This is a genomic window from Bordetella sp. FB-8 (assembly GCF_000382185.1).
In the GTDB taxonomy this organism is placed as follows: domain Bacteria; phylum Pseudomonadota; class Gammaproteobacteria; order Burkholderiales; family Burkholderiaceae_B; genus Bordetella.
The window spans coordinates 2,932,189-2,955,990 of record NZ_KB907784.1; the positions used below are offsets into that span (position 1 = coordinate 2,932,189).

General features: G+C 62.7%; 21 protein-coding genes, 1 tRNA gene and 1 pseudogene. 11 read left to right on the top strand and 12 right to left on the bottom strand.

All coding sequences use genetic code 11. The features are described 5' to 3' along the window. Positions 1 to 2: 2 nt before the first annotated feature. Positions 3 to 677, bottom strand: a complete 675-nt coding sequence (gene ehuC / locus H143_RS0113965) for an ectoine/hydroxyectoine ABC transporter permease subunit EhuC (RefSeq protein ID WP_019938871.1) — start codon at positions 675 to 677, stop codon at positions 3 to 5. Between the two features lie 55 nt (positions 678 to 732). Further along, the gene (gene ehuB / locus H143_RS0113970; protein ID WP_019938872.1) at positions 733 to 1,602 is read right to left on the bottom strand and encodes an ectoine/hydroxyectoine ABC transporter substrate-binding protein EhuB; all 870 of its coding nucleotides are present in this window, start codon (positions 1,600 to 1,602) and stop codon (positions 733 to 735) included. 238 nt (positions 1,603 to 1,840) lie between these two features. Here ehuB and H143_RS22115 point away from each other — a divergent pair. After that, positions 1,841 to 2,601 (top strand): annotated as a pseudogene (locus H143_RS22115) (IS5 family transposase). 195 nt (positions 2,602 to 2,796) lie between these two features. Here H143_RS22115 and H143_RS0113985 read toward each other — a convergent pair. The 4 genes from H143_RS0113985 to H143_RS20730 are packed head-to-tail and all read right to left on the bottom strand — an operon-like array spanning position 2,797 to position 9,343. Then, positions 2,797 to 5,877 carry an efflux RND transporter permease subunit gene (locus H143_RS0113985; protein ID WP_019938875.1) on the bottom strand — a complete coding sequence of 1,027 codons (3,081 nt, stop codon included), beginning with the start codon at positions 5,875 to 5,877 and terminating at the stop codon, positions 2,797 to 2,799. Between the two features lie 9 nt (positions 5,878 to 5,886). Next, a complete protein-coding gene (locus tag H143_RS0113990) occupies positions 5,887 to 7,092 on the bottom strand; it encodes an efflux RND transporter periplasmic adaptor subunit (protein WP_019938876.1) in 1,206 nt (401 codons plus the stop codon). 8 nt (positions 7,093 to 7,100) lie between these two features. Beyond that, positions 7,101 to 8,657 (bottom strand): efflux transporter outer membrane subunit, encoded by a 1,557-nt coding sequence (locus H143_RS0113995; protein ID WP_051094417.1) that lies wholly within the window; start codon positions 8,655 to 8,657, stop codon positions 7,101 to 7,103. Further along, the gene (locus H143_RS20730; protein WP_019938878.1) at positions 8,654 to 9,343 is read right to left on the bottom strand and encodes a TetR/AcrR family transcriptional regulator; all 690 of its coding nucleotides are present in this window, start codon (positions 9,341 to 9,343) and stop codon (positions 8,654 to 8,656) included. The genes H143_RS0113995 and H143_RS20730 overlap by 4 nt, the downstream gene beginning before the upstream one ends. Before the next feature lie 159 nt (positions 9,344 to 9,502). Here H143_RS20730 and H143_RS0114005 point away from each other — a divergent pair, with 159 nt between their 5' ends. Further along, a complete protein-coding gene (locus H143_RS0114005) occupies positions 9,503 to 10,549 on the top strand; it encodes a zinc-dependent alcohol dehydrogenase family protein (RefSeq protein ID WP_019938879.1) in 1,047 nt (348 codons plus the stop codon). 78 nt (positions 10,550 to 10,627) lie between these two features. Here H143_RS0114005 and H143_RS0114010 read toward each other — a convergent pair whose 3' ends face one another. Both H143_RS0114010 and H143_RS0114015 read right to left on the bottom strand, forming a co-directional pair. Continuing rightward, positions 10,628 to 11,830, bottom strand: a complete 1,203-nt coding sequence (locus H143_RS0114010; RefSeq protein ID WP_019938880.1) for a DUF2325 domain-containing protein — start codon at positions 11,828 to 11,830, stop codon at positions 10,628 to 10,630. A gap of 178 nt (positions 11,831 to 12,008) precedes the next feature. Beyond that, entirely contained in the window at positions 12,009 to 12,296 is a 288-nt protein-coding gene (locus H143_RS0114015) for a hypothetical protein (RefSeq protein ID WP_051094494.1), read from the bottom strand. Between the two features lie 156 nt (positions 12,297 to 12,452). Here H143_RS0114015 and H143_RS0114020 point away from each other — a divergent pair, with 156 nt between their 5' ends. Continuing rightward, the gene (locus H143_RS0114020; RefSeq protein ID WP_019938882.1) at positions 12,453 to 12,701 is read left to right on the top strand and encodes a hypothetical protein; all 249 of its coding nucleotides are present in this window, start codon (positions 12,453 to 12,455) and stop codon (positions 12,699 to 12,701) included. Positions 12,702 to 12,907: 206 nt separating this feature from the next. Beyond that, positions 12,908 to 12,984, top strand: a tRNA-Met gene (locus H143_RS0114025). Positions 12,985 to 13,079: 95 nt separating this feature from the next. Here the strand turns inward: H143_RS0114025 and H143_RS22520 are convergent. After that, positions 13,080 to 13,283 (bottom strand): hypothetical protein, encoded by a 204-nt coding sequence (locus tag H143_RS22520; RefSeq protein WP_155803398.1) that lies wholly within the window; start codon positions 13,281 to 13,283, stop codon positions 13,080 to 13,082. 51 nt (positions 13,284 to 13,334) lie between these two features. After that, positions 13,335 to 14,474: an FAD-binding oxidoreductase gene (locus tag H143_RS0114035; RefSeq protein ID WP_019938884.1), complete on the bottom strand. Its 1,140-nt coding sequence runs from the start codon at positions 14,472 to 14,474 to the stop codon at positions 13,335 to 13,337. A 228-nt stretch (positions 14,475 to 14,702) separates the two neighbouring features. Here H143_RS0114035 and H143_RS0114040 point away from each other — a divergent pair, with 228 nt between their 5' ends. The 6 genes from H143_RS0114040 (at position 14,703) to H143_RS0114070 (ending at position 20,533) form a co-directional block, all read left to right on the top strand. After that, positions 14,703 to 15,347 (top strand): helix-turn-helix domain-containing protein, encoded by a 645-nt coding sequence (locus H143_RS0114040; RefSeq protein WP_019938885.1) that lies wholly within the window; start codon positions 14,703 to 14,705, stop codon positions 15,345 to 15,347. A gap of 358 nt (positions 15,348 to 15,705) precedes the next feature. After that, a complete protein-coding gene (locus H143_RS0114050) occupies positions 15,706 to 16,230 on the top strand; it encodes a BPTD_2524 family lipoprotein (protein ID WP_081627138.1) in 525 nt (174 codons plus the stop codon). Positions 16,231 to 16,263: 33 nt separating this feature from the next. Further along, positions 16,264 to 16,665, top strand: a complete 402-nt coding sequence (locus H143_RS20735; protein ID WP_155803399.1) for a hypothetical protein — start codon at positions 16,264 to 16,266, stop codon at positions 16,663 to 16,665. A 105-nt stretch (positions 16,666 to 16,770) separates the two neighbouring features. Then, complete coding sequence (locus H143_RS0114060; RefSeq protein WP_019938889.1) at positions 16,771 to 18,066, top strand: aspartate carbamoyltransferase; 1,296 nt, start codon at positions 16,771 to 16,773, stop codon at positions 18,064 to 18,066. A gap of 52 nt (positions 18,067 to 18,118) precedes the next feature. After that, positions 18,119 to 18,589, top strand: coding sequence for a MaoC family dehydratase (locus tag H143_RS0114065; protein WP_019938890.1), 471 nt, complete (start codon positions 18,119 to 18,121; stop codon positions 18,587 to 18,589). Positions 18,590 to 18,601: 12 nt separating this feature from the next. Then, the gene (locus H143_RS0114070) at positions 18,602 to 20,533 is read left to right on the top strand and encodes a bifunctional diguanylate cyclase/phosphodiesterase (protein ID WP_019938891.1); all 1,932 of its coding nucleotides are present in this window, start codon (positions 18,602 to 18,604) and stop codon (positions 20,531 to 20,533) included. 2 nt (positions 20,534 to 20,535) lie between these two features. On the opposite strand, the gene H143_RS0114075 is transcribed toward H143_RS0114070, so the two are convergent. Continuing rightward, positions 20,536 to 22,143, bottom strand: coding sequence for a methyl-accepting chemotaxis protein (locus tag H143_RS0114075; protein ID WP_019938892.1), 1,608 nt, complete (start codon positions 22,141 to 22,143; stop codon positions 20,536 to 20,538). Positions 22,144 to 22,820: 677 nt separating this feature from the next. On the opposite strand from H143_RS0114075, the gene H143_RS0114080 reads away from it, so the two are divergent. Beyond that, positions 22,821 to 23,342, top strand: a complete 522-nt coding sequence (locus H143_RS0114080; protein ID WP_019938893.1) for an ester cyclase — start codon at positions 22,821 to 22,823, stop codon at positions 23,340 to 23,342. Positions 23,343 to 23,407: 65 nt separating this feature from the next. Here the strand turns inward: H143_RS0114080 and H143_RS23275 are convergent, their stop codons facing one another. Continuing rightward, positions 23,408 to 23,776 (bottom strand): GFA family protein, encoded by a 369-nt coding sequence (locus tag H143_RS23275; protein ID WP_196801362.1) that lies wholly within the window; start codon positions 23,774 to 23,776, stop codon positions 23,408 to 23,410. Between the last annotated feature and the right edge of the window lie 26 nt (positions 23,777 to 23,802).

Here is a 23,802-nt window from a genome sequence, read left to right on the forward strand (position 1 = left end):
GGTCAGAGCCTCACGGTGGGGCGCCATTGCCCGACACAGTGCTCCAGCGTTTTCATGATCGCAGTGAGCACCAGGGCCATGCCGAAGTACATGAACAGCAGCAGGGTATAGATGGTGGTGCTGTCCTGGGTGTAGTTGCGGATCTGCTCTGCGCGAAATGCCAGGTCGCCCAGGCTGATCAGCGACACCAGGGCGGTGTCTTTTAGGTTCTGCACTGCGAGATTGCAGAAGCTGGGCATCATCTCGGGTATGGCCTGGGGCAGGGCGATGCGCCACAGGATCTGCCATGGCGTGAAGTCCAGGGCCTTGGCCGCTTCGTGCTGCGATTTGGGCACGGCCTGGACCGCGCCGCGCACGACCTCCGCCCCATAGGCACCGATGTTCAGACCCAGAGCCAGCACGCCGGCCGTCACGGGTGGCAGGCGCAGATCAAGTCCGATCGTCTGGCCCAATACGGGCAAGGCGAAATACAGCCAGAAAAGCTGTACCAATAGCGAGGTGCCGCGGAACAGTTCGATAATCACGATACTGGGCAGGCGCAGCAGGCGGCTACCCGCCAGTTTGCCCAGGCCGAGCGTGAACGAGACGACCGCGCCCAGCAGCGTCGACATCACGGTCAGCTGCACGGTGATCCACGCCCCCTGCAGCAAGGGTGTGCTATAGCTCAGCCAGTGCATCGGCCCCTCTCTGTCGGACGCGGAATCTGTCGGCGCCCACGGTAGACCTTCGCGCTCAGCCCTTGCAAAGCGCTTCCGTAGTCTTGGTAAACGATTGCTTGTCGTCGTTGGCCGTGAAGCCGTAGTGGCTCATGATCTTGCGCCATGCGGGCGTCTTCTTGAAAGCCGCGAGCTTGGCGTTGACCGCGTCGCGCAGGTCGGCGGAGTTCGTGGCGAATGCGAAGCCGCCCCAGCTGCGGGCAGGCGAGCCCTTGATCACAGGGTCGGTGAAGGGCTTGGCAGCCTGAACCTTGCCGCTCTTGCTCGCCAGTTGGGCCACGGTCAATCCGGTGGCGGCATAAGCATCGGCGCGGCCCGCGGCCACGGCGGAGATCGCATCGGCGTTGTTGGAGATCGTGACGATGCGGGAATCGGGGACGCCGAGCGCATGCATCATCTCCAACTGGTCGGCGCCGGCCATGATTGCGACCTTGGCGTTTGATTTGGCGAAGGCCGTATAGGAACTCAGATGCTTGGGGTTGCCCTTGGGTACGAGCAGGCCTTCGCCGTAGGAGCTATTGGGCTCGGAGAACAGTACTTGCTGGCAGCGCTGGGGCAGGATGGCCATTTCGGCGGCGACCATGTCATAGCGGCCGGCCTGCAGGCCGGGAATCAGCGAACCGAAGCTGGCGGTCACCCATTTTATCCGCTTGACGCCCAGCTGTTTCATGATCTGCGCGGCCACATCCGGACCGGCGCCGCGCGCCGCGCCCTTCATGTCGATGTAGCCGTAGGGGATTTCATTGGCCACGGCAATACGGACCTGGCCGCTTTTCTGAATCTGGGCCAGTGTGGCGGCATGAGCCGGGCCGCAAGCAGCCTGCAGGACGATTACGGCGGCGGCCAGCACGCCGTGCAGGGAGGTTGAGCGAAATGTCTGTTTCATGGCTATTTCCTCGGATGCGGCCAGGCGGGCTTTTCTTTGGAAAAGGCCATCGCCATGCCATTTCTAGAAAAAAGATATCTGAGCAAATATTACACTATAAAATTATTTCAACTCAAATTAATTGGTTGGAAAATAAAATCCCAATGAATTTCGGGGGTATCAATCTGGGAAGCGGGGATCTGGCAAGGCTCTAGGCTGAATCGACATTCATTTTTAAAATGAAGGGATGTCCAAGCAAATGCATCCCCGCCCCAGTCGTTACGAACTTAGCCAAGCCCAGTGGGAGCGCATCGAATTGCTGCTGCCAGGCAAGGTAGGCGACCCGGGGCGCACGGCCCAAGATAACCGACTGTTCGTCAATGGCGTGCTGTGGGTGCTGCGTTCGGGGGCACGGTGGAGTGATCTGCCTAGCCGTTACGGGCAGTACAAGAGTGTGCACAAGCGCTTCACCCGTTGGGCCAGCAACGGGGTGTGGGAGCGCATATTCCAGGCGCTGACGCGGGATCGGGACAATGAGTACCTGATGATCGACAGCAGCATTGTCCGGGCGCATGCACAGGCGGCGACCGGAAAAGGGGGGCGCCGGACTCGGCTCTGGGGCGTTCCCGAGGAGGTCTGAGCACCAAGATCCACCTGGCTGTCGATGGGCAGGGGCGGCCGGTGCGCATCATCCTGACCGGCGGCCAGCGCAACGACATCACCCAGGCAAGTGCCCTGCTGGCCGGTCTGAAGTGTCGCTACGTGCTGGCCGACAAAGGCTACGACAGTCGCGAGTTCGTCGAGCACCTGCGGGCACAGGGCTGCGAACCGGTCATCCCACCGAGAACTTGCCAGCAACCTCGCTTTTACGACAAGGCCCGGTATCGCTTGCGCAATCGGATCGAGCGCTGCTTCGCACGGCTCAAGCAATACCGGCGCATCGCAACACGCTACGACCGAAAGCCCGACAACTTCCTCGCCTTCATTCACCTCGCATCCCTGGCCTTCTGGATGCCTTGAATGTCGATTCAGCCTAGCGCCACGGGCCGCCACGGCATTGAATGGATGCCGGGCGCTTGCTCACGGGCGTCCGCACGTCCGTCCTATCGGCACCCGGTGGGGCGATAGGCGGATTCATCGATACTTTTGGGGGAAGGGAGTCTGCCGCGCTTTTACCGGCAGCTCCCCCAGGGTGAGGCCCCGGGGGAGCGTTGTCTACGCCTGGCCTGTGGGAGCGGGCTGTTGCGGCTCGGTCCCGGTTTCGTCGGCCGTCTCGTGCTTGTGCGTGGACCCGAGGAACAGATACATCGCGGGGACCACGAAGAGCGTGACAAGCGTGCCGATGCTCAGGCCGGTAAAGATGACCAGGCCCATATCGTGGCGGCCGGCCGCGCCGGCGCCAGAGGCCATGACCAGCGGCACCACACCCAGCACCATGGCCGCGGTCGTCATCAGAATGGGCCGCAGGCGGACCGAAGCGGCTTCTTCGATGGCTTCGCGCTTGCTGTGTCCCGCGCGCTGCAGCTCGTTGGCGAACTGCACCATCAGGATGCCGTGCTTGGTGATCAGGCCCAGCAGCGTCACCAGGCCCACCTGTGTGTAGACGTTCAGGCTGGCGAAGCCGGTGGTGATGAAGGCCAGGGCGCCGAAGAGCGCCGGTGGCACGGAGAACAGGATGACGACCGGATCGCGGTAGCTTTCGAACTGGAAGGCCAGGGCCAGGTAGACGATCAGGATGGAGAACAGCAACAAGCCGACGAAGCCGCCCGATTCCTGGATGAACTGGCGCGACTCGCCGGAGTAGTCGGCGGTGTAGCCCGACGGCGCCACTTTGTGCAGTATGGCTTGCAGCTTGGGCAGCAACTGGCCTTGCGACAACCCGCTCACGCCGGAGATGGTAGCCGAGTTCAGCTGCTGGAAGTGGTTGATCGACTCCGGTTGCACCGACGTTTCGATGTGTGCGATGGTGCGAACCTGGATCATCGCACCGGACGGCGTACGGATGTAGTAGTCCAGTACTTGGCTCGGGTTGAGGCGGTCGACCTGCAGCACCTGCGGGATAACTTTGTACGAGCGGCCCGCGGTCGAGAAGTAGTTGACGTAATTGCCGCCCAGCGCGGCCGACAGCGCTGCGCCGACGTCGGCCTCGGTCATGCCCAGGGCGGCGATCTTGTCGCGGTCGACCACCAGTTTGGCCTGCGGTTTGTCCAGGCGCAGGTCAAGGTCGGAATAATAGAAGAGCCGCTCTTTCTGGGCTTCCTGCAGGACGGCGTGGGCGACCTCGTTGAGGTTCTCGATAGGTTCGGTGGTGGTGATGACGAACTGCACCGGCAGGCCCTGCGAGCCCGGCAGCGAAGGCAGCGGGAAGGCGGCGATCTGCGCTCCCGCGACGGCGTTCCACTTCTGCTGCAAGTCCATGATCAGTTGGGCCTGCGAGCGGCTGCGTTGGTCCCATGGCTTGAGCAGGACGCCGCCCAGTCCCTGATTGGACACCGGCAAACCGGTCAGCTGGAACATCTGCGCGTATTCGGGTTCCTTGCTGGCGATCTTGTAGGCCTGGTCGGCCAGCATGTCCATCTGCTGCGGCGCCGCGGTGGGCGCGCCCTTGAGCTGCATGAACACCAGCCCCTGGTCTTCGGTGGGCGCCAACTCGCTCTTGGCGGTCATGCCGCACAGGCCGGCCAGAACGAAAAGGATGAGCCCGAAGGCCACCAGCACCGGCCAGGCGCTGAGCGCCCCGTCGAGCAAGCGGTGGTAGCGCGAGCGCAACCAGTCGAAGGCCTGATCGAGCTTGCGCGCGAAGCGGCCTTCTTCCTGTCCGGACTTGAACAGGCGCGAGGTCATCATCGGCGACAGGGTCAGGGCGATTACCGCCGACACCGTCACAGCGCCCGCCAGCGAGAAGCAGAATTCCTTGAACAGCGCACCGGTCAGGCCGCTGCGCAGGCCGATGGGCACGTAAGCGGCGATGAGCACGACCGTCATGGCCAGGATCGGGCCGCCCAGCTCGCGCGCCGCGACCAGCGCAGCCTCGAGTACGCTCTTGCCTTCTTCCTTGATGTGCCGGTCAACGTTCTCGACCACGATGATGGCGTCATCCACCACCAGGCCGATGGCCAGCACCAGCGCCAGCAGGGTCAGCAGATTGATGGAGTAGCCCAGCAGGAACATGATGAAGAAGGTTCCGACGAGCGAAAGCGGTATGGCTACCAGCGGCACGATCACCGCGCGCAAGGAACCCAGGAAGAGATAAATGACCACCGTGACGATGAGCATGGCTTCGACCAGCGTCTTGACGACTTCGTCGATCGAGGTGTTGATGAAGTCGGTCGAGTCGTAGACGATCTTGCCGGTCACGCCCGACGGCAACTGCGATGCCAGGTCGGGGAAGGCCTTGCGCACTTCGCTGGCGACGGTGAGGATGTTGGCGCTGGGCGCCACCTTGATGCCGATGAACACCGACCGCTTGCCCGAGAAGGCCACGCTGGTGCCGTAGTCTTCCGCGCCCAGGGTGACCGTGGCCACGTCCTGCAGGCGCACCAGGTCGTCGCCATTTTGCTTGACCACGAGCTGCTTGAACTCGTCGACGCTGTGCAGGTCGGTGCCGGCGGCCAGGTCTACCGTGACCATCTGCCCCTTGGTTGCGCCGACCGCGGACAGGTAGTTGTTGTTTGCCAGGGCGGTATAGACGTCCTGCGCCGTCACGCTGTGCGCGGCCAGCTTGGCCGGATCCAGCCAGGCGCGCATGGCGAACTGGCGCCCGCCCAGTATTTCGGCAGTCTGCACGCCGTTGAGCGAATCGAGCTTGGGCTTGACCACCCGCAGCAGGTAGTCGGTGATGTTGTTGGTGGGCAGCACGTCGCTGTAGAAGCCCAGGTACATGGCGTCGGTGGTCTGGCCCACTGCGACCGACAGCACAGGTTGCTGGGCCTGCGCCGGCAACTGGTTCTTGACCGAGTTGATCTGCGTGTTGATCTCGGTAAGCGCTTTGCTGGAGTCGTAGTTCAGACGCAGGGTGGCCGTGATGGTCGAGGTGCCCGTAACGCTGGACGAGGACAAGTAGTCAATGCCCTGCGCCTGCGCGATGGCCGATTCGAGCGGCTGCGTGATGAAGCCGGCCACGGTGGCGGCGTCCGCGCCATAGTAGCTAGTCGTAATGGTGACTACGGTGTTCTCGGTGTGCGGCCACTGGTTGACGGGCAGGTTGAAAATGGACCGCAGTCCCAATATCAGGATCAGCGCCGAGATGACGACGGCCCAGACTGGCCGCCTGATGAAAGTGTCGGTGAGCTTCATGACTGGACCTTAGTGTTCCTGCGGCGTGGGCGCCGGGTTGTCCAGCGGGGCGGCGCTGTTGTCGATCCGGATCGGCGAGCCGTTCTTGAGTTTCATCTGGCCGCTGGTGACGACCATGTCGCCTTCCTTCACGCCGGACAGGATGGCGACCTGGTCGCCGCGTGTCGGGCCCGCCTTGACGAAAGTCTGCTGCGCGACGAGCGTTTGCGCACCCTTCGCACCCTTCGCGTCCTTCTTCTCGACGGCCAGGTAGACCGTGGTGCCATAGGGGTTGTAGGTGACGGCGGTCTGCGGCAGCGTGAGGTAGCGCTGCATGGAGCCATAGGTGACCGCGGCGCGGGCGAACATGCCCGGCACCAGCTTCTGCTGCGGATTGGCGATGGTGGCTTCGACCGTTGCGTTGCGCGTGGTCGGATCGACCTTGGAGTCGATGGCTGTCACCTTGCCCTGGAAGGTCTGGCCGGCCAGTCCAGACGCGCTGACCGAAACCGGCTGCCCGGGTTCGATCGACGTGAGCTGCTCTTGCGGCACGCTGAAGTCGACGTAGATGGGGTTGAACGTCTGCAGCGATGCGATCTTGTCGCCGGGGTTGAGGTACTGGCCGGGGTTGACGCTGGTGATGCCGATGCGTCCGGCGAAAGGCGCGCGAATGGTCTTCTTGGCGACCAGGGCGCGCTGCTGCGCCGCCGCAGCCTGCTTGGACTTCCAGTCGGCCTCGTCGGCATCGACCTGAGCCTGCGAGACGGCCTTGATCGCCAATTGGGCCCGGTCGCGTTTGAGCACGATGGCGGCCAGGTTGGCGGTGGCCTCGAGCGATTGCAGCTGCGCGACGTCGGAGTCGGCGTTGAGCTGGACCAGCATGGCGCCGTCGGCCACGTGCTGGCCGGGCTTGAAGCCGATGCTGCGCACGATGCCACCGACTTCCGTGGTGACGTCGACGCCGCGCACCGCTTTCATGGAACCCACCGCCGAAATGGTGGGTTGCCAGTCGGAGTATTGCGCCTTGAGCGCCGAGACGACTACCGGCGGCTGCGGCAGCTTGGACTGCGCGATCAGCTTGGAGATCTGCAGGAATTTTGTCCCGCCGATGACGAGAACGAGAAGCACCACCACCAAGATCATCAAGGCGATGGGGCGGCCCAGTCGGCGCTTGCGCGTGTCGGTGGACTGGAGGGTGTTGTTGTGTGCAACGGAGCGGGTCTGGACGTCGGCCATGAGCCTTCTCACTGGTTCGGTTGTTCGGTGTGATCCGACGAGGGGATCATGGAAGAGACGAGCGGCAATCCAATACTGAGCGGCTGGCCGCGGCTGGCGGCGGCCACATCGCTGCGGTTCCACCAGCCGCCTCCCAGCGCCTGGAACAGGGCGGCGGTATCGCTATAGCGTGCCGCTTGCGCCTTCACGCGCGCCAGCACGGCATTCTGGTAGGTTTGCTGCGCCGAGAGCAGGCTCGGATAGCTCACCGCCCCGAGCTTGTACTGACCCTGCGCGAGATTCAGGCTGTCCTGCGCGGCGCGCTCAGCATCGCTTTGCTGCTGGAGCGCGTCGGCGTCGCTTTCCAGTGCGCGCAGCGAGTTGGACACATCCTGGAATGCGCCGATCACCGTGCCGCGGTACTGGTCGGCCGAGGCGTCGAACGCCGCCACGGCGGCACGCTTCTTATGCTCCAGCGCGCCGGCATCGAAGATTGTCTGCGCGACCGAGCCGACGATGCTCCACAGCCCGGTCCCTGACGTGAACAGCTTGCTCAGGCTCGAGGCGCTGGAGCCGAGCGAACCGGTGATGCTGAACTGCGGCAACTGGTTGGCAATGGCCACGCCGATCTCGGCGCTGGTCTGGTGCAACTGCGCTTCGGCGGCGCGCACGTCCGGCCGCTGCTCGACGATGGCCGAGGGCAGACTCAGGGGCAGCGTCTCGGGCAGGTGCAGTGACGACAGCGTGAAGTTTTCGATCGGGGTCTGGTTGGGGAACCGTCCCAGATAGGCCGCAAGCTGGTTGCGCGCCTGCGCGAGCTGTTTGTGCAGTGGTGGCAGGCCGGCGCGCGTTTGCGCGAGCGTGGCCTGCTGGGCGAGGACGTCGGCGCTGGAGACCGCGCCCAGGTGCTGGCGTTCCTGCAGGATGTCCAGCTCCTTGGCTTGCAGTTGGATGAGCGACTCGGTGGCGGCGATTTGGTCGCGTATCGAGGCCAGCGTCACCGCGGTGTTGACCACGTTGGTGGTGAGCGTGAGGTAGGTCGCCTCGAGCTGGAAGCGCTGGTATTGGGCCTGGGCCTTGGCGGACTCGACCTGGCGACGCGTGCCGCCGAATATGTCGGGCGCGTAGGACACGCTCAGCGAGGCCGAGGCGACCGTGAACACCTGAGCCGGAAAGGTGAAAAAGCCTTGGCGCTCGCGGGTCTCGGATACCGAGCCGCTTATGCTGGGAAAGAAAGAGGCTTGGCTGGCGTATACCAGCTCATTGGCCTGTCGCAGCGATGCCTGGGCGGCAGCCGCGCTGGGGTTGGCCTTGAGCGCCTCCTGCACCAGCGTGTTCAGTTCGGGCGAATGGAACAACTGCCACCACTGCCCAGGTACGTCCTGGCCGTTGGCAAAATGCTGTGCCGCGCCGCCCGTCCTGCCGTCGGCGGACGCGGTTGTCGGCAGCGGCTGCCGGGTGTAGCCGGCGCCCTTGGTCAAGTCGGGACGGGTGTAATCCGGCCCGACCGCGCAAGCGCTCAGCAGCGCGGCGCAAAGCACGCTGGGAAGCCAGACTCGAGGCAGCCGCAAGGCTGGGGGTGTCATGGTTGCCCTCCTTGGGGCTGGGTTGTGCGCGGGACGACCGGCCCGGTCAGGCCGGTCATCAGCAGCGCGATGGTGTGGTCTTCGATCTGTCTGCTGCTCAGCACCCGCCCGTTGAAATGCAACTGGCACCAGACGCTTTCGCTGGCCTGCGGCAGCATGGCCAGCGATACCATCGAGGTGAACAGCAGTTCGGGCTCGATGTCGGGGTTGATTTCCCCTCGGGCCTGGGCTTGGGCGATCTTTTCCCGGAAGAGGCGGCTGGGTTCGGGGGAGATGCGGCTGAGCACGCGCTCGCGCAGCATGCCGCCCATCTGGATGACTTCCCTGGACCACAGCGACGGCAGCCAGGGCGTAGAGATCGTCATGGCGAACATGCGACGCATGACGCCGCGCACGAGATCGAGTATGGCGTCGCGTTCGAAGTCGACCGGAATCCAGACCGCTTCGATCAGGGGTACGATCCGCTCGCTGGCTACCGCGTCGTAGAGCCTTTCACGGGTATCGAACCAGTAGTGAACCATGGCCGGTGTGACCTTCACGGCCCCGGCTATCTGTGCGATGGTCGTATTGGCCACGCCACGTTCAGCAAATAGCAGAATGGCTGCGTTCAGCAGTTCTTCCCGGCCGGAGACGTCGCTCTTGCGGGAGCGGCGGCCGACATGGGGGAAAGGGCATCCAAGACTCATGGGGCGAAATATTAACTGATTCATTAATTAATTTGCAAGACTATTGTCAGAGGTGGGCGGGCCTGTGCGGCGAGGCTGGGGAATTCGACGCCCCCAAGGCAGCTTCATGTGTAATGTTCGCCAAACTCAACCCAAGCTCATCGAATCAAAGGTCAAGCCATGAAAGCCGTCCTGTACGAAACCTTCGGCGCCGCGCCGCGCTTAGCAAATGTTCCTGACCCCACGCCGACAGCCGACGGCGTCGTGATCCGGGTGATGGCCACAGGCGTGTGCCGCAGCGACTGGCACGGCTGGATGGGGCACGACCCGGACATCGTCCTGCCGCATGTGCCGGGCCATGAACTGGCCGGTGTGGTCGCGGCGGTCGGCCGCGAAGTAAGCCGTTGGAGAATAGGTGACCGCGTTACCGTGCCTTTCATTGCCGCCTGCGGTCATTGCCATGAATGCTATTGCGGCAACCAGCAGGTCTGCGAGCGCCAGTTCCAGCCTGGCTTTACGCATTGGGGCTCTTTCGCGGAGTATGTAGGCATCGATCACGCCGATTTGAACCTCGTGCGCCTGCCTGATACGCTGGACTTCGTCACGGCTGCGAGCCTGGGATGCCGCTTTGTGACTTCGTTCCGGGCCGTGGTCGACCAGGGCAGGGCATCGGCCGGGCAGTGGGTCGCTGTGCACGGCTGCGGCGGGGTGGGGCTGTCGGCCGTCATGATCGCCCGGGCCATCGGCGCCCAGGTGGTCGCGGTGGATATCTCCGAGCAGGCCCTGGCGTTGGCCCGATCCCTGGGCGCAGCAGCCACGGTCAACGCAGGGCACGTGGCGGATGTCGTCCAGGCCGTGAAGGAGATCACGCAAGGCGGCGCCCACGTTTCGCTGGACGCGCTGGGGCATCCCAGCACGTGTTTTAACTCAATCGGCAATCTGCGTCGCCGCGGCCGGCATGTACAAGTGGGTCTAATGCTGGCCGACGATGCGGCGCCGGTCGTGCCGATGAGCCAGATCATCGCGCATGAATTGGAAATCGTCGGCAGCCATGGCATGCAGGCGCACCGCTACCCCGCCATGTTGAGCATGATCCAGTCCGGCCAGCTGGCTCCCGCCAAGCTGGTGGGCAAGACCATCAGCCTAGGGCAATCCATCCAGGCGCTGATGGACATGGACAAATTCCAGGATGTGGGCATGACGGTGATTACCGACTTTTCGGCCTAGGGTCTGGTGTAACACTAAAGCATGCTGATGCGAGGCTCTTTATAGTGTCAACAGGTCCTAACATCACCCGAGCTGGAATCACCCGAGCTGGATCAGTTCGGTTTCGGTTTTCTCCGGCGCGAGACTCTGGCGCAACTCGCGCACCAGAGATGAGGTGCTGGGGTTCTCCACGAAGAGGCAGCGCTTGCCGGTGCGTTTGCAGAAGTCCTTGACGCGCCAATAGGCGTTGTGACTGATGCAGCCGGTCTGGCAGATAACCAGATCGGCTGCCGCGAGGCTGGCGTCCAGCGCGCCGTGCTTGTCTTGCAGGCCGCCGTCGTGGTGGGCGAAACGCCCGCCTATGTCTTCGATCGCGGCACGGTAGTTGGCGAGATTGCCGTTGCGCCCGCCCACGCAAAGCACGACCTGGTCCTTCAGTTGGGGCACAGCGGTCGCCTCGTGCGCGGCATCGACGGCACGGGTCGACGTGGGGACGGGTGTGGCCTGCGTTTTCCCCGCCTGCGCCAATCGCTGGCGCAGGCCTTGGTTCTGCGCTTCGAGCTCAGCCTGGCGGGCGGCCAGTAGCTCGATTTTTTTCTGCAGCCTGTCGGCCTGGGTATAGTCGACCAGCGACGCCTTCAGTCTCTGCATGTCGTATTCCAGAGCGGCGAACTGGCTCTGCCTGGCTACGCCCTCGGTGCGTAGCTGCAAGACTTCGGCCGACAGGCTTTCGTTCTCGGCTTGCCTGTCGGCGAGTGCGCGCGCATGGCGCGATCGGGTCTTTTCCAGCTCCGCTTCCAGATCTGCATGGGCCTGCTGCAGCACCTTGAAGCGGGCGATGTCCATACGGGTGGCCGCGCCTGCCTGATGCTGCAACATGTGCATATCACGCAGTAGCACGTCCCGCAGGACATCGTCGCTGCGCGGATGGGTCAGAGCGGCCCAGAATGTACCCGCCACATCGCCCTGGCGTATGGCTGCCGTCCACCGCTGCGCAACGTCCAACGCCGTCTTGGCCGTACGCAAGGCCTGAATGTCGCGGGCGTAGCGCCGATCCAGCTCGTCCTGAAGGCGCTTGGACAAGCGGTTGCGCTGCATGCACTCGGCTACGGCCCCCACGTGGATTTCGTAGTCGTCGGCCTGTGCCTGTCCGCCCAGCGTCTTGTTGACCAGCGTGCGCAGCGTGTTCAGCGGCAGGCATACGCCGATCACCGGGCAATGGCAGGCATGGGGCAGGTCCCATAGGCGCCGGCGGCGCGAGCCGGGGACGTCGCTGGCATCGGGTTTGCATTGCTCGCACACGAGGCGTCTCCTGCAAGGGATGAGTGTGATCCAGATAATAAATGAGAATTATTATCATTTCAAGGGATCGGCTCAAACAGGAAACACCGGTTTCGGGCGATCGCGCCAAATAGTGGCTTGAAGCGCCCGCCGCGCGCCCGCCGTCCCGCCTAAGGCGTGGCGGCTGCATCCCGGGCTGCTACTGGCAGGTGAATACCAGCGTGGCTTCTTTGGAACCCAGGCCGGTCGCGCCATTGGAATAGGTCTGGGGGTCGATCATGCGCCGGCTCTGCTCGGCGCAGAATGCCTTGGCGCGATCGCGCGTCTTGTTTTTGACGTCCACCCAGGACATGGCATGGTAGCCCGCGTTGTAGGACACGCGGTAGCGGTCCTTGCCTGCGACAGGCTGGACTTCGGTCATGTAGCTGGCGCAGGCAGTCAGCAGCAGGGCGGGGAGCAGCAGCACGAGAGGGCGCAGAGACTTCACGGCACTATCCTGGTTGGCGAGGCCGTCAGTGTACCGGAGCGCGGGTTGCGCGGTGGGCATGCTAGCATCGGCGCCCAGCCTTTCGTTGCGCACATTTCGCTTGCAACGCGCCGCGCGCCGCGCTTTTTCGCGGCGCTTTCCTTCTAGAGCTAGACCATGGAAATTCAGGAACAGATCGCCGTCATCGTCCATACCATCTCCCATCAAGGCGGGCGCATCGATGCCCTGCACGCAGCGCTCGCCTCGGTGCTGATCATGGCAAAGGAAACGCCGCAATTGCGCGAAGCTATCGAAACCCGACTGGAACAGCAATATGCCGGCCTGCTGGCCGGCTCCGAGAACCCGCAGTACGTAGCGGGCTTCGAGAGCATGCGCGATGCGTTGCTGGCCGCACTCAAGGGCTGACGCACCGGGCGCCTGCATACCGGGACGAATTTGCCCACAGCTTTTGTGGACAACTCTTTGGATAGCCTTGGCATAGATGCAAAATGCCCTTGCCGTTCAAGCACTTGATTGGACTGCTCAGCTTTCGGGCAGACGCGGCCAAATTCTCTCCGATGATTTTGTCCGTGCAGGTTTTTATGATGTGTGCTATAGTTCAGTTCTTCAGACGCGGGGTGGAGCAGTCTGGCAGCTCGTCGGGCTCATAACCCGAAGGTCGTAGGTTCAAATCCTGCCCCCGCAACCAGTATCATCTACGCCCCTCGCCGCCAAGGCGAGGGGCGTAGTACTTTTGAGGGTCACATATGGCCCATCTCCGTCTTGTCCAATAACGGGGGTTGCCTAGAGTTGGGCGCTGAATTTTCCGTGCTTGGGTAACGCCAATCGGGCCAGCGCGGTTTCCAGCGATTCCAGCATAAGGTGGTAGCCATCGATGGCGGCCTGGAAATCGGCTTTAGAGAACGTTTCGGGCATCGGTGTAGAGACTTTGAGCTTTTTCAGCTTCGGCAGCGCGCAGGCGGACCGTAATTGCGCCGGATTACCCAATTTTCGCCAGAGCGTCGTCGGTCAGCCGGGTGGCGGTATCCGGGAAAGCGTTCAGGCGCGGGCCAAGGTGGAACGTGCGGGTCCGAGCGCCTGGGCTGTGAGGCCGTAGGCGGCGATGCGCTCGGGCAGCGGCAGGCCGCGGATCAGCGCGCAGCAGGCCTCGCCCATGGCCGCCGAGGTCTGGATGCCGTAGCCGCCCTGGGCGACCAGCCAGAAGAATCCCGGCGCGTCGGCCGCGTAGCCGCCGACGAGACCGCCGTCGGCCACGAAGGAGCGCAGGCCGGCCCAGGTGCGTGCCGGCCTGCGGATGGAGAGCGTGGTCATGGTCTGGATGCGGTCGATGGCGATGGCGATGTCCAGCTCCTCGGGCACCACATCGTGCGGCTCGACTGGATCGGCGTTTGCCGGGGAACCGAGCAGCATGCCGGCATCGGGCTTGATGTACCAGTCCTCCTCTATGCCGATGACCATGGGCCAATGCCGGATATCGGCTCCGTCGGGCGGCGTGAAGGTGAAGGCCGAACGCCGGCAGGGCGTCAGGCCTATGGTCTTTACGCCGGCCAGGCCTGCAAGGACGTCGCCCCACGCACCGGCGGCGTTGACGATCACGGGGGCACTCCAGGTGCGGCCGCCAGCCTTGGCATGCCACAGGCCGTCACGGCGTTCGAGCGCCGTGACTTCCATATTGCAGGCGATCTCGCCGCCGGCCTTGCGCAGACCGCGCAGATAACCTTGATGAATGGCATGTACATCCAGGTCGGAGGCGTCGGGTTCATAGATGCCGCCGCCGACCTGCTCTGGGCGTAGGCAGGGCGCCAAGGCGCAGGCCTGCGCCGCGTCCAGCAGGCGCATGGTCTTGGAAACCGTGCGCAACGTTTCCCATTCCTGCTCCAGTTGGGGTTTCTGCTCCGGTGTGGCAACGACCAGCGCGCCGCGCGGCGATAGCAGGGGCGTGTCGCTGAAGCCGGCGGGCGGCGCATCGAGGAAGGCGCGGCTGGCCAGGGTGAGGGCGCGTACCTGAGCGGGGCCGTAGCCCTCCATGAAGAGCGCGGCGGAACGCCCGGTTGCGTGATAGCCCGGGTGGGCTTCGCGCTCGAGCAGCACCACGCGGCCGTGAGGAGCCAGCCAGTAGCCGACGGACGCTGCCGCGATGCCGGCTCCGATGACGAGAAAATCGATCTGTTCATTCATAAGGATCCGATCGGATTAAAAATTGCGTATGCGCAAATTTGCGTTAACGCAAATATTAGCCATGGATTTATTCATTAGGATTCAGTGTTTTCCCTATATTTCATACGGGAAAGCACCCATCAGATTGCTTTAACGCAATTTTTGAGAATGCAGACTGTCTGGCCCTGGCATAATCGCCGCCGGAGGCGGCTTCATCATCGAAGGCAAACTGGAGGCGTAGCGCGCACGGTGTCGAAATCCAAATCGCAAACTCTCGACTGGGCAACCCTGGGTCGGCGCCTGCGTACCGCTCGCAAGCAATTCGGTTGGACCTTGACCGAGGTGGCGCAGCGTTCGGGCGTGTCAAGCACCACGATCTCGCGTGCCGAGCGCGGCCAGCTTGCGCTGGGTTACGAGAATTTTTCGGCACTGGCCCGCGTGCTGGGCATGGGCATGGATATGGCGGCTATGTTCTCGGAGGACGACAGCCAAGTCGGCCAGCTTCAGGGTCCGATCGTCACCCGCAAGGACGAGGGCATGACCTACCGCGGCCTGGCATTCTCCTATCGCTTCCTGGCGACGCAGGCCGTGGGCAAGCAGATGATCCCTACGCTGAGCACCGTCCATGCGCGCCGCATCAACGGCGCGCAGGACTACGCTCGCCATGACGGAGAAGAATTCGTCTATGTGATCAACGGTTCGATCGAGGTCTATTTCGAGAACGGCAATTGCCTCGCGTTGTCGGCCGGCGACTCGCTGTATTTCGATAGCCGCATCGGCCATGCTTATGTCTGCACCAGCCGCCGGCTGGCGCGTATCGTGGGCGTCTGTACCCGCGAGAGCACGCTGATGGCTGCTGCCCGCGCCGGCGCCCAGCAGAGTGCGTCGCCGTAAGCGAGCGAGCGATGGCGACGTATCGCTGTGCCGCCATGGCACGGCCAATGCTTGGGCTTACGCGCCCATCTGGCGAAAAAGAAAAGCGCGACAGACGCTGCACCCGGGCTAATCCTGGCTTGTCGCGGCGATGCGACACATCGGTTCCAGCGCTCGTCTCGCTTGCCCCTGGACCGCGAATTTGCAGTGCCGGTCAGCATGGTGTCTTCGCATGCGCGTTTGCTGCCGTCGCGCACATGCGTTTTCGTGGAATGCATGACCAGGGAATTGCGCAAAGCCCGGCATGCACTGCAATGGCAGATACCGGCGGCCGGCGGCGTTAGGGCATAATTGCGCGCAGGGCAATCAGGAAACCATGATGCGAAATTTCTCAGGAACGCGCGGTCTTGCCAAAGCTTGCGCTGTGCTGGCGCTGGCCGGTGGATTGGCCGGTTGCGCCAACACCGGTCTGATGCAGGCCAAGGGCGTCTCCGACAGCTTTGTCGTGAACACCGATGTCGATTCGGCCTATCGCCGCGCCTTGGAATATGTGCGCGTTTGCGATACGTCCCGCAGGCACCCGTACGGCCAGACCTACGCCATCACGCGCGAAAACGATCTGTCGCCGGACGAGGGCATGTTCGGCATAGGCTCGGGGTTCTCGGATACCAGCGCGAAAAAGAATCCGCCTACCCAGTCGGCGCTGGGTCGCATCCGCATCTTCAAGGTCGGCGAAGAGGCCAAGATACTCGAACTGATCCAGGCCAAGGGCGAATCGGTCGAACCGGTCACCACGCGTGTCACGGTCACGGTGCTGGGCAAAGGCATCTGGGATCAGGCGGAGCTGGCTGCGGCGCGCAAGTCGATCGAGTCGGCCACGCCGGTTTGCCGTTCTCTGGAGTAGGCGATGCAGGCGCCGTACAGGCAATTCGCAGCCATGCTGCGTCTGGTTGCGGCGTTCAACGGCGTAGCGGCGCTATTGCTGACTTCATTCTCCCTGGGCATCGTCGGGGGCGATACGGATTCGCCCGATCTTTCCCAACCGCTGGGCTGTTTTCTGTTCGGCCTCGCGGCGTGCTGCCTGGCGCTGCTGCTGATGTTCGCTACGCAATTGCGGTGTGCCCGAGGCGAACGCGAGTCGCGTCCGCCCCGCGTGCGCCTGGGGCTTACCCTGGCTGCGCTGGCATTCGCCAGCGGGGTGGCCGGCTTTGCCATGGGCTGCTGGTCGGCGTGTTCGATCGATACCTCCGATAACGGGCAGGCCTCCAATACCTTGACGGTGTACGCAGGCACGCCATCGGTACATTTCGAAGACAAAAAAGTAGCTTTTTACCGATAGACGCCAGGTTTGGCACAATTTAATATACGCATTGCGTATAAAAATGTGTCGCGCGCTTGCGGCAGATGATCGCGCGACATCTCCACTCCTTTGGCGAGGCCGTCCATGTCAATTTCCCAGCAAGCTTTTCTGCGCGACGCCATGCGCCGCCTCAATCTCACTCGCGACCTGTTCGCTGCGCGTATCGGTGTCAAGCGTCGCGCACTCGATACCTGGCTGTTGCCTGAAGGCTCGCAGGAGTTCCGCACCATGCCCGAAGTGGTCGAGCGTTTTGTCGGCGAGATTGTTCAGAACAGTGATTTGCTTGAAAAATATACGCAAAGCGCACAGCCTGGTCCCTTGCGCGACCGCATTGCCTGGCGCGGCAAGCATCAACTGATATCGGTCGACCAGTTCACCCGCGAATCGGCCGAAGACCTGTTCCGCGTCGCCGACATGATGCAGCCCATCGCGCGCCGGCGTAAAGTTTCGCGCGTGCTCGAAGGCGCCGTCCTGGGCAATCTGTTCTTCGAAGCCAGCACGCGCACGCGCGTGAGCTTCGGCTCGGCCTTTTGCCGGCTGGGCGGCTCGGTGTGCGACACCACAGGCTTTACCTTCTCGTCCATGGCCAAGGGCGAATCCATCTACGACACCAGTCGCGTGATGAGTGGCTACGTCGATGCGCTGGTGGTGCGCCACCCCGAGAAAGGCTCGGTGGCCGAATTCGCGGCGGCGACCAATATTCCTGTGGTCAATGCGGGTGACGGTCCGGGCGAGCATCCCAGTCAGGCCTTGCTCGATCTTTACACCATCCTTACCGAGTTCTCGCGCCTGGGCAAGTTGCTCGACGGAGCGCATGTCGCCATGGTGGGCGATCTCAAGTATGGCCGCACGGTGCATTCGCTCATCAAGCTGCTGTCGCTCTACAAAGGCATCAAATTTTCCCTGGTGGCTCCGCGCGGCCTGGAAATGCCCGAGGCCGTCATTGAGCAGGCGGCGCGCAATGGCAACGTCATCGAGCAAAAGTCCTCGCTGGCCGAAGGCCTGTCGGGCGCCGACGTGATCTATGCAACGCGCGTACAGAAGGAGCGCTTTATCGGCGAGGACGCCGAAAGCGCCTACACCCCCGATTTCCAGGTCAGCAAAGCCACCATCAACGCCTATTGCTCGCCCGATACCATCGTCATGCACCCGTTGCCACGCGACAGTCGTGAGGGGGCCAACGACCTGAGCACCGATCTGAACGACGATTCGCGCCTGGCAATCTTCCGCCAGACCGATAATGGCATCCCCATCCGCATGGCTATTTTCGCCGTGCTGCTGGGGGTGGAAGATCTGGTGCAGCATTCCATGCGCGACGTCACCTGGAGGCATCCTTCGCATGTGGGGCCCGACGACTCGTCGTTCCACGGCCTGGATTGAGCCGAACTGGGCGCCAGGGCGCTGGGCCGAATGTTAACCTTCGGCCATGACTATGCAGAATTCCAAGCTTGGCCTGTATCTCGAAGACCTCGCCATCGGGGCGCATTTTCGCAGCGGCTCCTACACCATGGGCGAGGACGAGATCAGGCAGTTCGCCCGGCAATATGACCCGCAGGTTTTTCATCTCGACGACGCCCAGGCGCGCGAAACCTTGTTCGGCGGACTGTCGGCCAGCGGCTGGCATACGGCCGCGGTGACAATGCGCCTGCTGGTCGAGGGCGGTCTTCCCATAGCCAGCGGTCTGATCGGCGCGGGTACCGAACTGCGCTGGCCCCGCCCCGTTCGGCCGGGCGACACACTGACGGTGCAAACCACCGTGCTCGACATCACGCCATCGCGCTCCAAGCCCGACCGGGGCATTGTGCTGTGTCAGAGCGATACACTCAATCAGCATGGCGAGCTGGTCCAGCAATCGACGTCCAAGGTGCTGGTGCTGCGCAGGCCAAAGCCAGAGACGCTCTGAGGCAAGGTCGCCGTGAAGCGCCTTATCGCAGTCATCATCTGCTTTTCCGTGGTGGCGACGGCCTATGTGGCCTATGTCATCACGCAGCGGCAGGCTGCGCTGCATGAAGTTTCCCGCGATATCGATTCATGGTCCGTTAGCCAGACGCTGTCGGAATACATGCGGCTCGAACACGAGCTTGCACAATATCAGCTTGGCACGCCTGGCGTGAACGCCGATGACTTGCGGCTGCGCGTGGATATCATGCTGGGACGGCTGGACCAGCTCAAGGAAGGCAGCCTGGGACGGTTCATGCAGCAGAGTAGGGCACGCGCGACGCTACTTGCCGATCTGCACGACACCCTATGGGCCTTGGACAAAGGGCTGGACGCGCCGCCTCCTGCCGATTTTCATGTCGAGATCGAGCGGCTGGGCAAGCTCGACGCGCCTATGGCCAGGCTTGCCGCTCGCGTCATCGCAGCCAATACCGCTCAGATCGACGCTCAGGAAAAAGACCTGCAGAAACTGCATCTGTTCTATTCCGCGCTGGCCGGCAGCCTTATGCTGTGCGGCGTTGCCTTGATTCTCATGCTGCTGCGCCAGAACCGTCTGCTCAGGCGGGCCCAATCCGACATGAACCAGCTTGTCGACGATCTGCGCGTAGCCTCCGCGGAGATGCTCGATCAGAGCAACCAGATGGCGCACCTGGCCAATCACGACTACCTGACGGGCCTGGCGAACCGCATGCTCTTTCGTCTGGAACTCGACAATCGCCTGCAGGCCGCCGCGAGCGGCGGTGCGTCGGTTGCCGTCTTCTTTCTCGATCTCGATGGATTCAAGGACGTCAACGACACGCTCGGCCACGATGTGGGAGATGTCCTGCTGGAGGAGGTGGGTGCTCGCCTGAAGTATTCGACCACCGAGGCGGACCTGGTCTGCCGTTTGGGCGGCGACGAATTTTCCGTGTTGAGCACGGCCAGTTCGCAGGAGCAGGCCCTGGAACAGGCCCAGGGCCTGATCGCCGAAATGAGCGACCCCTACATCATCAGTGGACGGGCGATCAATGTAGGCGTCAGTGTCGGCATCTGCCTTACACGCGGCGAGCTGGAGTCGGACACGGTGCTCAAGCAGGCGGACCTCGCCCTTTATGAAGCCAAGCGGCTGGGGCGCGGCCGCGCCTGTATTTTCCGCCAGGAGTTGCAGACGCGGTTCCTGGGACGCAAGTCCCTCGAGGCCGATCTGCGGCGCGCCTTGATCAAGGAGGAATTCGAAGTCCACTACCAGGCTCAGATCGATGCGCGCACAGGTTTGATCTGCGGATACGAGGCATTGCTGCGCTGGAATCATCCGACCATAGGCCGTGTGCTGCCGTCCGATTTCATTCCCGTGGCGGAGGAAACCGGCCTGATCAACGCCATCGGTGACTGGGTGCTGCGTACCGCTTGCCGAGAGGCCGCGAAATGGAATCAGTCGTTGCGCATCGCGGTCAATCTGTCTCCGGTCCAGTTCCGCAACCGGGCACTGCCGCTATCGGTGCGGCAGGCGCTGGATGAAAGCGGCCTTGCCCCTAACCGGCTGGAACTCGAGATCACAGAATCCACGCTGCTCGACCATGGCGAGCTGACGCTGGAAGCCTTGAGCAGTTTCAAGCAATCCGGGGTGCAGATCGCCATGGACGATTTCGGTACGGGGTATTCGTCGCTTGGAACGCTGCGCCGGTTCCAGTTCAACCGGATCAAGATCGACCAGAGTTTCACGCGCGACGTGCCGGGCAGGCGCGACGCGGTGGCGATCATCACGCTGGTCATCGGCGTTGCGCGCAGCCTGGGCATAGAGACGACGGCCGAAGGCGTTGAGACCGAAGAGCAGTTGGAGCATCTCAAGTTGTTGGGCTGCGACCAGATGCAAGGCTACTTTATCGGCAGGCCCGGCCCCGCCAGTACCCTGGCGCATCTGCGCCTATAGGGTTACATCGTCAGCGCCAGCCGCGGCCGGGCTCCCTGGCCGTCGCCCGAGGTAATGCCGGCCGCCGACGCCTCGAAGCGGAAGATGGACACGGCATCGCGCAATCCGGCCGCCTGGTCTTCCAGGGATTGGGCGGCGGCTGCGGCCTGCTCGACCAGCGCGGCGTTCTGTTGCGTTACTTCGTCCATCTGTATGACTGCCTTGGCGACGTGCTCGATGCCATGGGACTGTTTCTGCGAAGCAGCCGCGATTTCGCCCATGATGTCGGTTACGCGGCTGACCGCCGCGATGATCTCGCCCATGGTGCGGCCGGCCTGGTCCACGAGCGCCGAGCCGGTTTGCACGCGTTCGACGGAGGTTTCGATGAGTGTCTTGATTTCCTTGGCCGCATCGGCCGAGCGCTGCGCAAGGTTGCGCACTTCGCTGGCTACCACTGCAAACCCGCGTCCTTGTTCCCCGGCGCGCGCGGCTTCCACGGCCGCGTTGAGTGCAAGGATGTTGGTCTGGAAGGTGATGCCTTCGATAATCGTGATGAACTCGGCGATCTTGGCCGAACTTTTATTGATGTCGCCCATGGTGTCGACCACCTGGTTGACAACGGCGTTGCCCTTGCCGGCGATTTCCGAGGCATTGGCCGCCAGCGTGCTGGCCTGGCGGGCATTGTCCGCGTTCTGCTTCACCGTATTGGTAAGTTCGTCCATGCTGGATGCGGTTTCCTGAAGCACCGACGCCTGCTCTTCAGTGCGCGAGGACAGGTCGATATTGCCCGCTGCGATCTCGCGTGTTGCCGTAGCGATGGACTCGCTGCCGCTGCGCACCGAGGATACCGTCTTGATCAAACCCTGTTGCATCTTCGCGATGCCTTGCATCAACTGCCCCATTTCATCGCGCGTACGCACGACGATGGCGCGGCGCAGGTCGCCCGAGGTGATTGCATCGAAATGGCCCAACGCTTCCTTCAGGGGGGTGCCTATGGCACGGCGCAATACCAGGTATGAGCCGAAAGCGGCCACCAGGCCGGCCACCAGCGCGGCGATCGTCACAATGCGCAGCAGGCCGAACGTAGCCTGCGCTTTTGTGTAGCCGCTGTTCGCTTCGTTGATCAGGTATTTGTTCAGTTCGCCGTCGGCAGCCGACAGTGCGCTATAGGCGGTCTGCATATGGCCCGCCGTTTCGGCGAGCGCGATCCGGTTGCTGTTGGTGATGGCGCTCTCATATTCCTTCACGGCCGCCTTGTAGGCGGTGCGCTTGGCCGTGATCACGCTTGCAAGGTGGTCTTCTTGCGTCGAGCGCGGCATCGCCAGGAACGTGCTCCACCATTTGTCGGACTGGCTGATAAATCCATGCGATCGTCCTACTATCGTGTCCGCTTCCGACGAACCCATCACCAGTGTGGCGCGGTCCAGCGCCAGGCGCGCCCGCGTTGCGAAGATCTCGGCATTGCTCAGGGCCGTGGCACTCGGCATCTGGACGGTCGCCGTGTCGCGCAATGCGTCGTTGGTCTGGCTCATGCCAACCAGGCCCAGCAGGCCCACCACCAGCAGCAGCGCCGCCAGGAATGCCATGGTCGCTCCGATTCGTGCCTTGATGGAAATGCCTCTTATCAACATTTATTTTTCCCGAAAACCATCGCAGAGGATGTGGGGCGGTCGCGATGCGATGCGTCCAGACGCGAGCGGCCCTCGGCGCACAACGCGCCCACGCTTGTTTACGACGCAATCGGACGTACTTGAATCCGTGTAAACACTAGTTTGCGCGGGGGCGCCAGACGGACCCCCTGCGCACTTCGAGCCATTCGCGCAGAGCGAAGCCGCAGAAAAGAATGGCCGGGAGAGAGCGAAAGGCGGCCGCGAACGTGTCAGATGGGAAACCGGCCAGCTCGATCAAATTCGATCGGCCAGTGTGTTGTTCAGATCATCCTTAGCGCGATTTGCGATTGAATTTTTTGGCTACAAACTGACACCGACGACTGATGGGTCGTCTAAACAGGCACCAAAGTAGGATGGTAGTATTTCTGCTGGACCGGTACGCGCTGACACACGCACCGGTCCAACACCAGCCCTTACTCGCCTGCGGCTCGACGTCATCTTTCTCTGCGAGACTCACGGTCGCTGCCGCGACAGACACGAAATATGTGCGCGCAAGTGCATGAGCGAGGACACCCAAGAGAGGCTGGGAGGCTGCCTGCGTGACGGCTCTCATACGGCATCCACAGCCGCGCCAAGGCTTCGCCGCCAAGCGCACTTAGCGGAATTTGAGTGGGGCGTAAAGTGCGCTTCGCCTTGGCATGACCGTCGCGATTGCTGCGGTCTCGTCATCGATCGGCGAGCGGTCAATTCAGATACGGATGGCCCAGAAAGGAAAAGACATGCATCTCACGCGCGATGAACTCGTAGCCCGTTTGATCAAGGCTGGCGAACTCGAGGTAATAGGTGGGGATCAGATTGAGACGGACAGTTACTTCGACACGGAACGGTTCCGCTTTCACGGTCCCGGCGGCTTCGAGGCGGACTACAGCGGGCTTACCGACTACTTCAAGTCCATACGAGCAGCGTTCGACGATCGCTCGATCCGTCGGGGCATTATCATCGTCGAAGGTGGCTACGTCGCTTGCCAGACGTGGATTGAGGGACGATTTGTTCGTGAGTTCACACAGTCGCCAGTCGGCCCACTTCCCCCGAACGCAGAGCGTGTCGTCTGGGATCTGTCAAACATCTTCCGGTTCGACGATGACGGCCGTCTGATCGAGGAGTGGGTGCGGACCGACTATCGGAGCTTCCTTAGTCAACTTGGAGCGGAGGGGCGATAGGCGCCACCCGTATTGGGGGATGCGCGAGCAAAATTGACCAGAGAGTGCAATCGGCTGCGAGCGAATTAGGGCGATTGAGGATAGTGAGGAATTGCCTGACTAAGGCACACCCACGGTTGCGCACTAGATGTCCAGATATCCAGCATCGGCTCAAACCCCGACGGATTGTCCAGCGTAGGGAAACGGATGGACATAACTTCTGGAGCAGTCTCGCCACGCGTGAACAGAGGAGAGCCGCAAGCGGAGCAAAAGCTGCGAGTCGCGAGTCTGCCGCTGCTAGCACGAACCGAGTATGTCTTCGGCGTGCCGCTGATCGTCATCTCCGAGACCCGCACGAGCAAGCCGGAAGCGAAAGGAGCGCCACTTGAGCGCTGACAGTCCAGGCAATGGCAATTGAGCGTCGCAACTGGCGCACGCGCGCAGATATAACGGATCGCTCCTCATGCACACCCGCCAGAAA